The sequence below is a fragment of the Roseococcus sp. SYP-B2431 genome, from assembly GCF_004336745.1.
Taxonomy (GTDB): domain Bacteria; phylum Pseudomonadota; class Alphaproteobacteria; order Acetobacterales; family Acetobacteraceae; genus Roseococcus.
This window is the reverse complement of record NZ_SJXD01000001.1, coordinates 69,850-82,009: the sequence shown is the minus strand read 5'-3', so window position 1 is coordinate 82,009 and position 12,160 is coordinate 69,850. Positions and strand designations below refer to the sequence as shown.

General features: G+C 68.5%; 12 protein-coding genes. 9 read left to right on the top strand and 3 right to left on the bottom strand.

What is annotated here, in order from left to right:
- Positions 1 to 53: 53 nt before the first annotated feature.
- Positions 54 to 1,763, bottom strand: coding sequence for a long-chain fatty acid--CoA ligase (locus EJV46_RS00430; protein WP_131546619.1), 1,710 nt, complete (start codon positions 1,761 to 1,763; stop codon positions 54 to 56).
- A gap of 55 nt (positions 1,764 to 1,818) precedes the next feature.
- Between EJV46_RS00430 and EJV46_RS00425 the strand changes: the two genes are divergently transcribed.
- The 6 genes from EJV46_RS00425 to EJV46_RS00400 all read left to right on the top strand — a co-directional run bounded on the left by EJV46_RS00425 (position 1,819) and on the right by EJV46_RS00400 (position 8,509).
- On the top strand, positions 1,819 to 3,642 hold the full coding sequence (locus EJV46_RS00425) for a M3 family oligoendopeptidase (protein WP_240782343.1): 1,824 nt from the start codon (positions 1,819 to 1,821) through the stop codon (positions 3,640 to 3,642).
- Between the two features lie 41 nt (positions 3,643 to 3,683).
- On the top strand, positions 3,684 to 4,994 hold the full coding sequence (locus tag EJV46_RS00420; protein ID WP_131546658.1) for an AarF/ABC1/UbiB kinase family protein: 1,311 nt from the start codon (positions 3,684 to 3,686) through the stop codon (positions 4,992 to 4,994).
- Between the two features lie 193 nt (positions 4,995 to 5,187).
- The gene (locus tag EJV46_RS00415) at positions 5,188 to 5,391 is read left to right on the top strand and encodes a cold-shock protein (protein WP_131546617.1); all 204 of its coding nucleotides are present in this window, start codon (positions 5,188 to 5,190) and stop codon (positions 5,389 to 5,391) included.
- Between the two features lie 170 nt (positions 5,392 to 5,561).
- Positions 5,562 to 6,689 (top strand): NAD(P) transhydrogenase subunit alpha, encoded by a 1,128-nt coding sequence (locus tag EJV46_RS00410; RefSeq protein ID WP_131546616.1) that lies wholly within the window; start codon positions 5,562 to 5,564, stop codon positions 6,687 to 6,689.
- 10 nt (positions 6,690 to 6,699) lie between these two features.
- On the top strand, positions 6,700 to 7,101 hold the full coding sequence (locus EJV46_RS00405; RefSeq protein WP_206020663.1) for a proton-translocating transhydrogenase family protein: 402 nt from the start codon (positions 6,700 to 6,702) through the stop codon (positions 7,099 to 7,101).
- Positions 7,102 to 7,105: 4 nt separating this feature from the next.
- Positions 7,106 to 8,509 carry an NAD(P)(+) transhydrogenase (Re/Si-specific) subunit beta gene (locus tag EJV46_RS00400; RefSeq protein WP_131546614.1) on the top strand — a complete coding sequence of 468 codons (1,404 nt, stop codon included), beginning with the start codon at positions 7,106 to 7,108 and terminating at the stop codon, positions 8,507 to 8,509.
- Between the two features lie 251 nt (positions 8,510 to 8,760).
- Here EJV46_RS00400 and rpsU read toward each other — a convergent pair whose 3' ends face one another.
- Positions 8,761 to 8,964 carry a 30S ribosomal protein S21 gene (gene rpsU, locus EJV46_RS00395; protein WP_027286066.1) on the bottom strand — a complete coding sequence of 68 codons (204 nt, stop codon included), beginning with the start codon at positions 8,962 to 8,964 and terminating at the stop codon, positions 8,761 to 8,763.
- Between the two features lie 188 nt (positions 8,965 to 9,152).
- On the opposite strand from rpsU, the gene EJV46_RS00390 reads away from it, so the two are divergent.
- From EJV46_RS00390 to EJV46_RS00380, 3 genes are all read left to right on the top strand, one after another.
- Positions 9,153 to 9,653, top strand: a complete 501-nt coding sequence (locus EJV46_RS00390) for a peptide deformylase (RefSeq protein WP_131546613.1) — start codon at positions 9,153 to 9,155, stop codon at positions 9,651 to 9,653.
- The gene (locus tag EJV46_RS00385) at positions 9,650 to 10,207 is read left to right on the top strand and encodes a COQ9 family protein (RefSeq protein WP_131546612.1); all 558 of its coding nucleotides are present in this window, start codon (positions 9,650 to 9,652) and stop codon (positions 10,205 to 10,207) included. The genes EJV46_RS00390 and EJV46_RS00385 overlap by 4 nt, the downstream gene beginning before the upstream one ends.
- Positions 10,208 to 10,327: 120 nt before the next feature.
- Complete coding sequence (locus tag EJV46_RS00380; protein WP_131546611.1) at positions 10,328 to 10,903, top strand: hypothetical protein; 576 nt, start codon at positions 10,328 to 10,330, stop codon at positions 10,901 to 10,903.
- 124 nt (positions 10,904 to 11,027) lie between these two features.
- On the opposite strand, the gene EJV46_RS00375 is transcribed toward EJV46_RS00380, so the two are convergent.
- The gene (locus EJV46_RS00375) at positions 11,028 to 12,125 is read right to left on the bottom strand and encodes an OmpA family protein (protein ID WP_131546610.1); all 1,098 of its coding nucleotides are present in this window, start codon (positions 12,123 to 12,125) and stop codon (positions 11,028 to 11,030) included.
- Positions 12,126 to 12,160: the final 35 nt, after the last annotated feature.

The following is a 12,160-nucleotide window of genomic DNA, read 5'->3' as shown; positions in this document are numbered from 1 at the left end:
CAGGAAGGGAAACGACCGCCGGGACCTAGGGTTGCCGTAGGGTTGACACCATGTCAGGCCAGGGCATCGATCTCTGCGGCGTAGCGCTCCAGAACCTGGCGCCGCTTCACCTTCATGGTGGGCGTCATCAGGCCGTTCTCGACGGTGAAGGGCTCCGTCACGGGCGCGAAGCGGCGGATGCGCTCGATGGTGGAAAGGCGCGCATTCACCCGCTTCACGGCGTCGCCCACCTGCGCCTCGCGCCCCTCGGCGGGAACGATGAGCGCCACCACGCCCGCCATGCCCTCGCCGGCGGCGACCACCTGGGCGACCTCGGGCTCGGCGGCGAGCAGGCTCTCGATCTTCGAGGGCGCCACCATGTCGCCGCCCTTGAGCTTGAAGAAGTCGCGCTTGCGGTCGGTGATGTGGATGCGGCCCTCGCGCAGCTCGGCCACGTCGCCGGTGTGCAGCCAGGCAAGCCCGTCCTCGGGCGTCACGGCGATGGACCGCGCGGTCGCCTCGGGATTGTTCCAGTAGCCGTCCATCACGAGATCGCCGCGGACCAGCAACTCGCCGTCGCCCGCGATCTTCACGTCAACGCCAGACAGCGGCTTGCCCACGCTGCGCCGGTCGTTGTCCCAGGGCAGGTTGACGCTGATGACCGGCCCGGCCTCGGTCTGGCCGTAGCCCTGCAGCACCGTGACGCCGAGGGCCAGGAAGAAGCCCGAAAGGTCGGGGTCGAGGCGCGCGCCGCCGGAGACCAGCGCCTTCAGCCGCCCGCCGAAGCGCGCGCGAACCTTTTCGCGCACCAGCCGGTCGAGCACCTGGTCCATGACCCAGGAAACGGGGCCGAGGCGCGGGCCGTCGAGCTTCCGCAGACCGAGCTCCAGCGCCTTCCCGAACAGGCGCTGCCGGGCGCCGCCCTCCTTGCTGACCTGGGCGGAAACCCGCTCGCGGATCACCTCGAAGAGGCGCGGCACGGTGGTGATGAGATGCGGCCGGTGTTCGGCGAAATCGGCCAGCAGCTTGTCCGCGCCGCGCGAGAAGACGAGCTGCGCCCCGGCGGAGGGCATGAGGTAGCCGCCCACCGTGTGCTCATAGGCATGGGACAGGGGGAGGAAGGAGAGGTACAGGCCCTGCCCCTCGATGTGGAGGCGGCGGATGATCTTCCGAACGGCCACGCAATTCGCCAGCATGGAGCGATGCGGCAGCATCACGCCCTTGGGTGGGCCGCCGGTGCCGGAGGTGTAGATCAGGCAGGCGAGCCGCCCTTCCGGGATCTGCTCCACCTCGGCGATGAGGGAAGGGAGGTCGGCCGGCATTTCCAGATCGGCCCAGGGTGTGGCGCCCTCGGCCGTTTCCATGCAGACCAGGGCGTCGAGCCCCGCCACCTGCTCCGCCGCCGATTGGATCCGGCTCGCAAGCGCCGCCGTGGAGGCGATCACCGCCCGGGCGCCGGAATCCCGCAGAATATGGGCGTGGTCGGTCACCGTATTGGTCGTGTAGGTCGGCACCGAGACGGCCCCGATCGCCATGATCGCGGTGTCGACGATGAGGAATTCGGGACGGTTCTCGCTGACCAACAACACGCGGTCCCCGGGCAGGACGCCGAGCCGCCGCAGCCCGGCCGCGGCATCCGCCACCTTCTGCGCGAAGGCGCCGCGGCTCATCTTCCGCCAGGCCCCGTCGCGCCAGTAGCCGATCATCGGCAGGTCCGGTTCCTGGACCGCCAGTGTAAAAAGCAGTGCGGGGAGGCTTTTGGCCGCCTCGATTCCTGTTGTCATTCCTGGACTTCCCGCTTGGCCGCGCCGACAGGGCGCATATATGGGAGAAATGCGAATGATCCCAGGCCGCGTGCCCGAAATGCTGCGCTCCCCTCTCGATGCCGCCTCCGGCGAGGCCGCCCTCCCGTCCTGGGACCTCTCGGATCTCTACAAGGGCCAGGAGGATCCGGCCCTTAAGGCTGACCTGGACCGCGCCGCGGCCGAGGCCCGCGCCTTCCAGGAGACATACGCGACGAAGCTGGCCGGCCTCTCCGGCGACGATCTCGCCGCGGCCATCGAGGCTTGCGAGCGGATCGAGGAGGTGCTCGGCCGCGCCATGAGCTTCGCCTCGCTGATCTTCGCGGGCGATTCCCTCAGTACCGAGAACGGCCGCTTCTACCAGACCATGCAGGAGCGGGTGACCGAGATCTCCTCGCACCTCGTCTTCTTCTCGCTGGAGCTGAACCACCTGGAGGAGAAGGTGTTGGAGGGGAAGATCGCCTCCAGCACGCGCCTCGCCGCCTGGCGCCCCTGGCTGCGCGACCTGCGCGTCTGGCTGCCGCACCAGCTTTCGGACGAGATGGAGCGCCTGCTGCACGAGAAGGAGGTCACGGGACGCGCCGCCTGGAACCGCCTCTTCGACGAGACGCTGGCCACCATGACCGTGACGGTCTCCGGCGAGGAGCTTTCCGTCTCCGCCGCGCTGAACAAGCTCTCCGACACCGACCGCGCGGTGCGCGAGGCCGCGGCCAAGGGCGTGTCGGAGGCCTTCGGCAGCCGCATCCGCCTCTTCAGCCTCATCACCAACACGCTGGTGAAGGACAAGGAGGTGATGGACAAGTGGCGCAAGCACGCGCGTCCCGGCTCCTCGCGCAACCTCGCCAACATGGTCGAGGACGAGGTGGTGGACGCGCTGGTGAAGGCCGTCACCGAGAGCTTCCCGCGCCTCTCGCACCGCTACTATGCGATGAAGGCCAAGTGGCTCGGGCTGGAGAAGCTGCAGCACTGGGACCGTAATGCGCCGCTGCCGCGCGACGCCGACAGCAAGATCGCCTGGCCCGATGCGGTCAGCCGCGTCCGCCGCGCCTATGCCGGGTTCAGCCCCGAGATGGAGAAGCTGGCCGCCCCCTTCTTCGAGCAGGCCTGGATCGACGCCGCCCTGCGCCCCGGCAAGGCGAGCGGCGCCTTCGCCCATCCGACGGTGCCCTCGGCGCATCCCTATCTGCTGCTGAACTACCACGGCAAGGCGCGGGACGTGATGACGCTGGCCCATGAGCTGGGCCATGGCGTGCACCAGCGCCTCGCGGCCGCGCAGGGCTACTTTCGCTCCTCCACGCCGCTGACGCTGGCCGAGACCGCCAGCGTCTTCGGCGAGATGCTGACCTTCCGCGCGCTGCTGGATGCCGAGACGGATCCGGCCAAGCGCCGCCTGCTGCTCGCCGGCAAGGTGGAGGACATGCTGAACACGGTCGTCCGCCAGATCGCCTTCTACAAGTTCGAGACGCAGGTGCATGAGGAGCGCCGCAAGGGCGAGATCTCGCCCGAGCGCCTCGGCGAGATCTGGATGTCGATCCAGACCGAAAGCCTCGGCCCGGTCTTCGAATTCACGCCGGACTACACCTCCTACTGGGCGTATATCCCGCACTTCGTGCACACGCCCTTCTACGTCTACGCCTATGCCTTCGGGGATTGCCTGGTGAACGCGCTCTACGGCGTCTTCCGCGACGGGTCGGTGCCGGATTTCGAGCAGAAGTACATGGACATGCTGAAGGCCGGCGGCACGCTGCGCCACAAGGAGCTTCTGGCGCCCTTCGGCCTCGATGCCTCCGATCCGGACTTCTGGAAGAAGGGGCTCGACGTGATCTCCGGCTTTATCGACGAGTTGGAAGCCAGTCCTTGACCGACCGCGAAGGCAATAATTTCTTCGGGGAGGTGCGCCGCATGGTGCGCACGTCCGGCGCCGTCACCGGCATCGCGGCGCGCGTGGCCGGCCAGCGCTTCCTCGGCCTCAAGACGGACAAGGGCGCGCATGCCGAGGATCTGAAGGCCATCCTCGGCGGGCTGAAGGGCCCGATGATGAAGGTCGCGCAGTTCCTCGCGACCGTGCCCGATGCCCTGCCCGAGGAATATGCGCGCGAACTGGCCACCCTCCAGTCCAACGCGCCGGCCATGGGCCCAGCCTTCGTGCGCCGCCGCATGCAGACCGAGCTCGGCCCGCAATGGCAGTCGCGCTTCGCGAGCTTCGGGCTGGAGGCCGCCGCCGCCGCGAGCCTCGGCCAGGTGCATCGCGCCACCCTGCATGACGGGCGCGAGGTCGCCTGCAAGCTGCAATATCCGGACATGCCCTCCGTGGTGGAGGCCGACCTCAGGCAGCTCAAGCTCGCGCTCAGCCTCTATCGCCGCATGGACAGCGCGCTGGACAACGAGGAGGCCTTCGCCGAGCTGAAGGACCGACTGCGCGAGGAGCTGGACTACGAGCGCGAGGCCGCGCAGCAGCGCCTCTACGGCCTCATGCTGGCCGACCAGCCCAACGTGCACGTCCCCACGCCGGTCGAGGCGCTGACCACGCGCCGGCTGCTGACCATGACCTGGCTGCCGGGCGAATCCATCCTCAAGCGGATCGAGGAAGGCGCCGAGCCCGAGGAGAAGAACGCCTATGCGCGCGCGCTCTTCGCCGCGTGGTACGTGCCGCTCTACCGCTACGGCGTGATCCATGGCGACCCGCATCTGGGCAACTATCAGGTGCGGCCCTGGGATCTCGGCATCAACCTGCTGGATTTCGGCACCATCCGGGTCTTCCCGCCGAGCTTCATCACGGGCGTGCTGACGCTCTACGAGGCGGTGCGCGACGGCGACGACGAGAAGGCGGCCGAGGGCTTCCGCATCTGGGGCTTCCGCAACCTGTCGAACGACACGATGCAGGTCCTGAAGAAGTGGGCGGCCTTCCTCTACGAGCCGCTGATCCAGGACCGCGTGCGTCCCATCCAGGAAACGGACGACCCGATGTTCGGCCGCAGGATCGCCGAGGAGGTGCATCAGGGCCTCAAGCGCACCGGCGGCGTGCGGATTCCGCGTGAGTTCCCGCTGATGGACCGCTCGGCGATCGGGCTGGGCAGCGTCTTCCTGCGGCTGGATGCGCGGCTGAACTGGCACCGGATGTTCCACGAACTGGTCGACGGCTTCAACGAGCAGGAGCTCGCGGCGCGGCAGGCGGCGGCGCTGGCCGAGGCCAAGGTGCCGGCGACGGTGTGATTGCGGGAGGATTGGCGGGCCGCATTGTGTTTGACAGCGGCCAGCCGATCTGCGCCATTGAGCGCGCCTTCGTCCAGCCTTTCCGATCCCAGAAGCTCTTCCGAAGATCAGCTGGATGCGTCCCATTTGTCTGGCTTGACTTGGCGGTTTGCGCCGGAATTTTCCGCGCCCATATGATCAGGAGACTAAGCGGATGGCTTCAGGCACCGTTAAGTGGTTCAATTCGAGCAAGGGTTTCGGCTTCATCTCGCCGGCCGGCGGCGGCTCCGATGTGTTCGTTCACATCACGGCCGTCCAGGCTGCCGGCCTTCAGGGCCTCAACGACGGTCAGCAGGTCTCCTTCGACCTGACGGAAGAGCGTGGGAAGACCTCCGCGGTCAACCTCAAGGCCGTCTGACCTCCTCAGCCGAGGCATCGTTGGAAAAGGCGGCCCAACCGGGCCGCCTTTTTTCGTTTGGAGCGCGCGGGGCCGAAGTGCCGTCCGGGTTCCTGGCCCATCACTTGCGTGCGGCGGCGCGGCATGGCTATGCAGGACGGAAGTTCTAAGTCTTGGGGGGTATTTCCGACATGCGTCTGGCCGTTCTGAAGGAAACGAAGGCGGGCGAGACCCGCGTCGCCGCAACGCCCGAGACCGCGAAGAAACTCATCGCCCTCGGCCTCACCGTCGCGGTGGAAGCTGGCGCGGGCTTTGCCTCTGGCTTTCCCGACGCCGAATACGCCGCCGCCGGCGCCGAGGTCGCGCCCGATGCCGCCGCCGCGCTCGATGGCGCGCGGATCGTCTTCTGCGTCCGCGCCCCCGACGCGCCGCTGCCTTCCGGCATGCTGCTGGTCGGCACGCTGGCCGCCGATGCGGACGCCGTCGCCGGCTATGCCCAGGGCGGCATCGAGGCCTGCTCGCTGGAACTCGCCCCCCGCATCACCCGCGCCCAGAGCATGGACGTGCTGAGCAGCCAGGCGAACCTCGCCGGCTACCGCGCCGTCATCGAGGCGGCCGGAACCTTCGACCGCGGCTTTCCCATGCTCATGACGGCGGCCGGCACCATCCCCGCCGCCAATGCCTTCGTCATGGGCGCGGGCGTGGCGGGGCTGCAGGCCATCGCCACCGCCCGCCGCCTCGGCGGCCGCGTCTCGGCGACCGACGTGCGCCCGGCCGCCAAGGAGGAGATCAAGTCCCTCGGCGCCAGCTTCGTCGGCTACGAGGACGAGGAGAGCAAGTCGGCCCAGACCGCGGGCGGCTACGCAAAGCAGCTCTCCGCCGATTTCTACGCGAAGCAGGCCGAGGTCGTGGCCGCGCATATCGCCAAGCAGGACGTGGTGGTCTGCACGGCGCTGGTGCAGGGCCGCAAGGCGCCGATCCTCGTCACCGAGGCGATGGTGGCCAGCATGAAGCCTGGCTCGGTCATCGTGGACATCGCCTCCGATGCCGGCGGCAACTGCGCCGCGACGATCCCCGGCCAGATGGTCACCACGCCCAACGGCGTGAAGATCCTGGGCTTCCACAACTGGCCCGGCCGCATCCCGGCCGCCGCCAGCGCTCTCTACGCGCGCAACCTCCTCACCTTCCTGACCACCTTCTGGGACAAGGAAGCGAAGGCGCCGAAGCTGCCGCCCGAGGACGACATCGTCGCCGGCGTGACGCTCACCCGCGGCGGCGCCGTGGTCCACAAGAACTTTTTGCCCGCCGCCGCGGCCTGAGGAGATCCCGATGAGCACCCAGACGGACATCGCCAACGCGGCCTCGGCCCTGGCTGTGCGCGCGCAGGAACTCGCGGCGATGGCGCGCACCGCCGCCATAGCTGTGCAGCCCGTGGCCGAGCACGCCGAGCCCTTCCTCCTCCTCCTGACCGTGTTCCTGATGGCCTGCTTCGTCGGCTATTACGTGGTCTGGAACGTGACGCCCGCCCTGCACTCGCCGCTGATGGGCGTGACCAACGCCATCTCCTCGGTGATCGTGGTGGGTGCCATCCACGCGGCCGCCTCGGCCGAGAGCGGGGCCGCGCGCTTCTTCGGCTTCCTGGCCGTGATGCTCGCCGCCGTGAACATCTTCGGCGGCTTCCTCGTGACGCGCCGGATGCTCGCGATGTTCCAGAACAAGAACAAGGCCTGATACCATGGCGACGATCTCGAGCCTCGCCTATCTGGTGGCGTCGGTCCTCTTCATCCTGGCGCTGCGCGGCCTCTCCCATCCGACGACGTCCCGCCAGGGCAATATGTACGGCATGATCGGCATGGGGATCGCGATCGTCGCGACCATGCTGAACTCGCACATGGATGCCGGCGGCTTCGCGCTGATCATCGCGGGCCTCGCCATCGGCGGCAGCTTCGGCGCCTATCTGGCGAGCCGCATCCAGATGACCTCGCTGCCGCAGCTCGTCGCGGCCTTCCACAGCCTGGTCGGCATGGCGGCCGTCTTCGTGGCGGCCTCCGCCTTCTACAGCCCTGAGAGCTTCGGCATCGGCGTGCGCGGCAATATCCACGCGCAGTCGCTGATCGAGATGTCGCTCGGCCTCGCCATCGGCGCCATCACCTTCTCGGGCTCGGTGATCGCCTTCGCGAAGCTGGACGGGCGGATGTCGGGCGCGCCCATCCTCTTCAAGGGCCAGCACATGCTGAACGCGGCCCTGGGCGCGCTGCTGCTGGTCCTGGTCATCGCCTTCGTCGCGACGGGCTCGGCCTTCCTCTTCTGGGTGATCGCGATCCTGGCCTTCGGCCTGGGCTTCCTGCTCATCATCCCGATCGGCGGCGCCGACATGCCGGTCGTGGTGTCCATGCTGAACAGCTATTCGGGCTGGGCGGCGGCGGGCATCGGCTTCACCATCGGCAATACCCTGCTGATCGTGACCGGTGCGCTGGTCGGCGCCTCGGGCGCCATCCTGAGCTACATCATGTGCAAGGGAATGAACCGCTCGATCATCAACGTGCTGCTGGGGGGCTTCGGCTCGGAGAGCGGCGCGGCGGCGGGGGGCGGGGCCGCGGCGGACCGTGCGCCGGTGAAGGCGGGCTCCCCGGAGGATGCCGCCTTCATCATGAAGAACGCGCAGAAGATCATCGTCGTGCCGGGCTACGGCATGGCGGTGGCCCAGGCGCAGCAGGTGGTGCGCGAGATGGCGGACCTGCTGAAGAAGGAGGGCGTGGACGTCTCCTACGCCATCCATCCGGTGGCGGGCCGCATGCCTGGCCACATGAACGTCCTGCTCGCCGAGGCGAACGTCCCCTACGAGGACGTGCACGAGCTCGAGGACATCAATCCCGAATTCGCCGATGCCGACGTGGCCTATGTCATCGGCGCCAACGACGTGACCAATCCGGCGGCCAAGACCGACAAGTCGAGCGCGATTTACGGCATGCCGATCCTGGACGTGGAGAAGGCGAAGACGGTGTTCTTCGTGAAGCGCGGCATGGCCAGCGGCTATGCCGGCGTGGACAACGAGCTCTTCTTCCGGCCGAACACGATGATGCTCTTCGGTGATGCGAAGAAGGTCACGCAGGAAATCGTGCAGGCCTTGCAGCGCTGAAGCGCTGCAAGAGCAGTCTTTTCGTGCCCTCAGACGCCGGGCGCTCGCTTCGCTCGCTTGGCTTCGCCGCGCCACTGATCCTTTAGGCCGGACAGTCGCTTGGGCGGCGCCGGCCGCCGTGCGGCCGGATTCCGCAAGCACATCCCGATCTTGCGCACCACCGCCCAACGCCAAAAGCGCCGCCCGGCATGCCGGGCGGCGCTTTCGTCTCGATCGTCCTGAAGAGGGCCGGCGTCAGCCGGCCCTGCGGCTCAGAAGCCTTCGCGCTCGATGCGCTTGCGCTCGACCTTGCGGGCGCGACGCACGGCCTCGGCGGCCTCGCGCGCGCGGCGCTCGGACGGCTTCTCGTAGTGCCGGCGAAGCTTCATCTCGCGGAACACGCCTTCACGCTGCAGCTTCTTCTTGAGCGCCTTCAGCGCCTGATCGACATTGTTGTCCCGAACGACGACTTGCACGCGGGCGAATCTCCTGCTGGCCTCATCCGGCCCTGAAATGCGGAAGGACCCCGGTGCGAAGGTCGCGCCGAGGCCGAGGCAGCGACATAACACAACCATCGCAGGGGAGGGAAGCCCTCAAATGCGGAAAGCTTCGCCCCAGATATCATGAAGCCCAGTATCAGGAAGAAAGAGGAAGTCCCCGCCGCATGGCCATCCTGAAGATCGCCCGCATGGGTCATCCAGTCCTTCTCGGCAGGGCCGACGAGATTCCCGACCCGACCGCGCCCGAGATGCGGCGACTCGTCGGCGACATGGCGGAGACCCTCGCCGATGCCGGCGGCATTGGCCTGGCCGCACCCCAGGTCCATGTCCCGCTGCGGCTCTTCCTCTGGCGGGACGGGCCGGCGCTGCGCGTGCTCTTCAACCCCGCGATCACGCCGCTCGGGGCGGAGACCGAGGCGGCCTGGGAGGGCTGCCTGTCCATCCCCGGCCTGCGAGGCCACGTGGACCGGCCGGCGCGTGTCGCCTGGAGCGGCCTGGACGAGAACGGTGCGCCGGTCTCCGGCGAGGCGGGGAGCCTTTCCGCCCGCGTTCTGCAGCATGAGAATGACCACCTCGACGGCGTGCTGTATTTGTCGCGCATGAGGGACCTCACCCAGCTGGGCTTCACCGAGGAACTCGCCCGCCTCGCGGAGAATCGCGCATGAGCGAAGCGGACCTGCTGCGCGCCGTCGTCGCCCGGGCCGGGCGCGAGGGCTGGACGACGGCCACGCTGCGTCATGCCCTGGAGGACCGGGGCGAGGGGGCAGAGCTGGCCTCCAGCCATTTCCCCCGCGGCGTGGCCGGTGCCATCGATTCCTGGTTCGCGCTGGTGGATGCGGAGATGGAGGCCGCGGCGGCCGCCGAGGATCTCGCCGCCTTGCGCACGCCGGCGCGCATCCGCCGCCTGATCGAACTGCGCCTGATCGCGCTCGAGCCGGACCGCGAGGCGCTGCGCGGCGCGGTGGCCCTGCTGGCGCTGCCCTGGAACCTCCCCACGGCGCTGCGCTGCGCGGCGAGGAGCGCGTCGGCGATCTGGTACGCCGCGGGCGACGAATCCGCCGATTTCTCCTGGTACACGCGCCGGGCGACGCTCATGGCGGTGCAGGGTGCTGTACTGGCCTTTTGGCTGCGCCCGAACCCTCCCACTTTGGAGGAGACTTTATCGTTTCTTGACAGACGCTTGTCAGAATTACCTAAGCCACATCCAAAAGCCGCATGATCGGGCTTCGCGGCTCGCTTCTATGCGTGTAAAGGGCGATGCTGATGGGCCGATTCGTGCCGCCCGCCTGGATTCGCCAGCCGGAGGCCGGGGCCAAACGAGATCGGGAGTATGGGCGGAATGACGCCTTCACGTAAGCTCATGTGTGGCCTGGCCGCCGTCATGCTGACGCCCAGCATCGCCTTCGCGCAAAGCAGCGCCTGCCTTCAGCCTGCGGAAAAGACGGCCTTCGACATCCGTGCGCTGCAGAGCCAGCTGATGGTCGTGGCGCTCACCTGCGGCCAGCAGGATGACTACAACACCTTCGTGACGCGCCATCAGCGTGAGCTCGCGACGGCCTTCCGCAACGTCGCCGGCCATTTCCGGCGGACGGCGGGCTCGCAGCATCAGCGCCAGCTGGACCAGTACATCACCAACCTCGCGAACGGCCAGTCGCAGGTGGGCATCTCGCGCGGCTCGTTCTTCTGCCGCGAGCAGAGCGGGCTCTTCCAGCAGGCCACGGCGGCGGCCACGCCGGTGGAGCTTTCGCAGCTCTCGGTGGCGCGCGAGGTCCCGCAGGCGATCAGCACGCAGCCCTGCCCGGAGCGTCCGGGGCGCGCAGCGACGACCCAGACGCGCAATCAGCGCCAGCAGCCGGCCGCGTCCCAGCCGCGCCGCACGGCCTCGGGAGCCACGCCCGCCTCGGCCACGCGCTGAACCTGGCCGCCACGGCGGAGAACGGAGAGGGCGCCGAGAGGCGCCCTTTTTCGTGAGCGGGTGTCGAATCAGAAAAGGGCGCCTTTCGGCGCCCTTTTCCATTTCTGCGATGGGAGCGCCCTGCTTAGCGCAGGACGATCTCGACGCGGCGGTTCTGCGGCTCGCGCACGCCCATGGCCGTCGGAACGAGCGGACGATCGAAGCCGAAGCCCTGGATCGTGATCTCGTTGCGGGCGATGCCGCGGCGGACGAGCTCGGCAGCGACCGCCTCGGCACGGCGCACCGACAGGCGCTGGTTGTACTGCGCCGTGCCGGTGCGGTCGGCGTGACCGGAGACCTCGATGCGCGTCGCGGACACGGCGCGGGCGTTGGTGGCCGCCTCAGCGATGATCTGGCGGGCGCGATCGGTCAGGTCCGCGCGGTCCCAGTCGAAGAAGACCAGGTAGGTGCGGGCCGGAGCCGGGGCGGCGGCGACGGGCGCGGCCACCACGGGAGCCGGGCGTGGCGTGTTGAAGGCGTAGCGCAGGCCGGCCATGGCGGAGTGAGCGGTGAAGTCGGTCTTGACCGCGCCGGAGGCAAAGGTGCTGCCGTTGTTCGTCGCGAAGGCACGCGAGTCGAAATACGCCGCCTCGGCGTGGAAGTAGCGGTACTCCATCGTGACCGCGAGGCCCGGAACCGCGGAGACCGGGAAGGCAAGGCCTGCGATCGCCTGGTAGGAGAAGGAGCCCTGCGTGTCGTTCGTGACCAGGCCGGCGCCACGGGCGGGGCTGATGGCCGCCGTGTTGTCCGCGTTGATCCAGGTATAGCCCACGCCGGCGCCGACATAGGGCGTCACCCAGGGGGCGAAGGGCAGCGCGATGTCATACAGCACGTTGCCCATGACGCCGTAGTTGTACGAGGTGCCCGAGCCGTTCACCGACCCGCGGCCCTGCGGGGTGTGCATCCGGAACTGACCTTCGAGCTCGGCGCGGAGGCCAAAGCCGAAGCCCCAGCCGATCGAGCCGACGCCGACGAAGCCGGTCTCGAAAGCGCCCGAACCGGTCGTGGGGAAACCCACGGCCCGCGCGCCCGCGGCGAGGCTCCGGTTGGAGAGGAACCTACCTTCCTCGGGGAAGCTGGCGCCGGCGCCGACGCCGATATAGAGGCCCGTGATCGGCTGGGCCTGAGCCAAGGCTGGCACCGCCATGAGGCTGGTCGCGACGACGAGCTTAGCGAACTTCATCTGTTTCTCCTGCCGGTCTTCACCGGTCTGCCTTC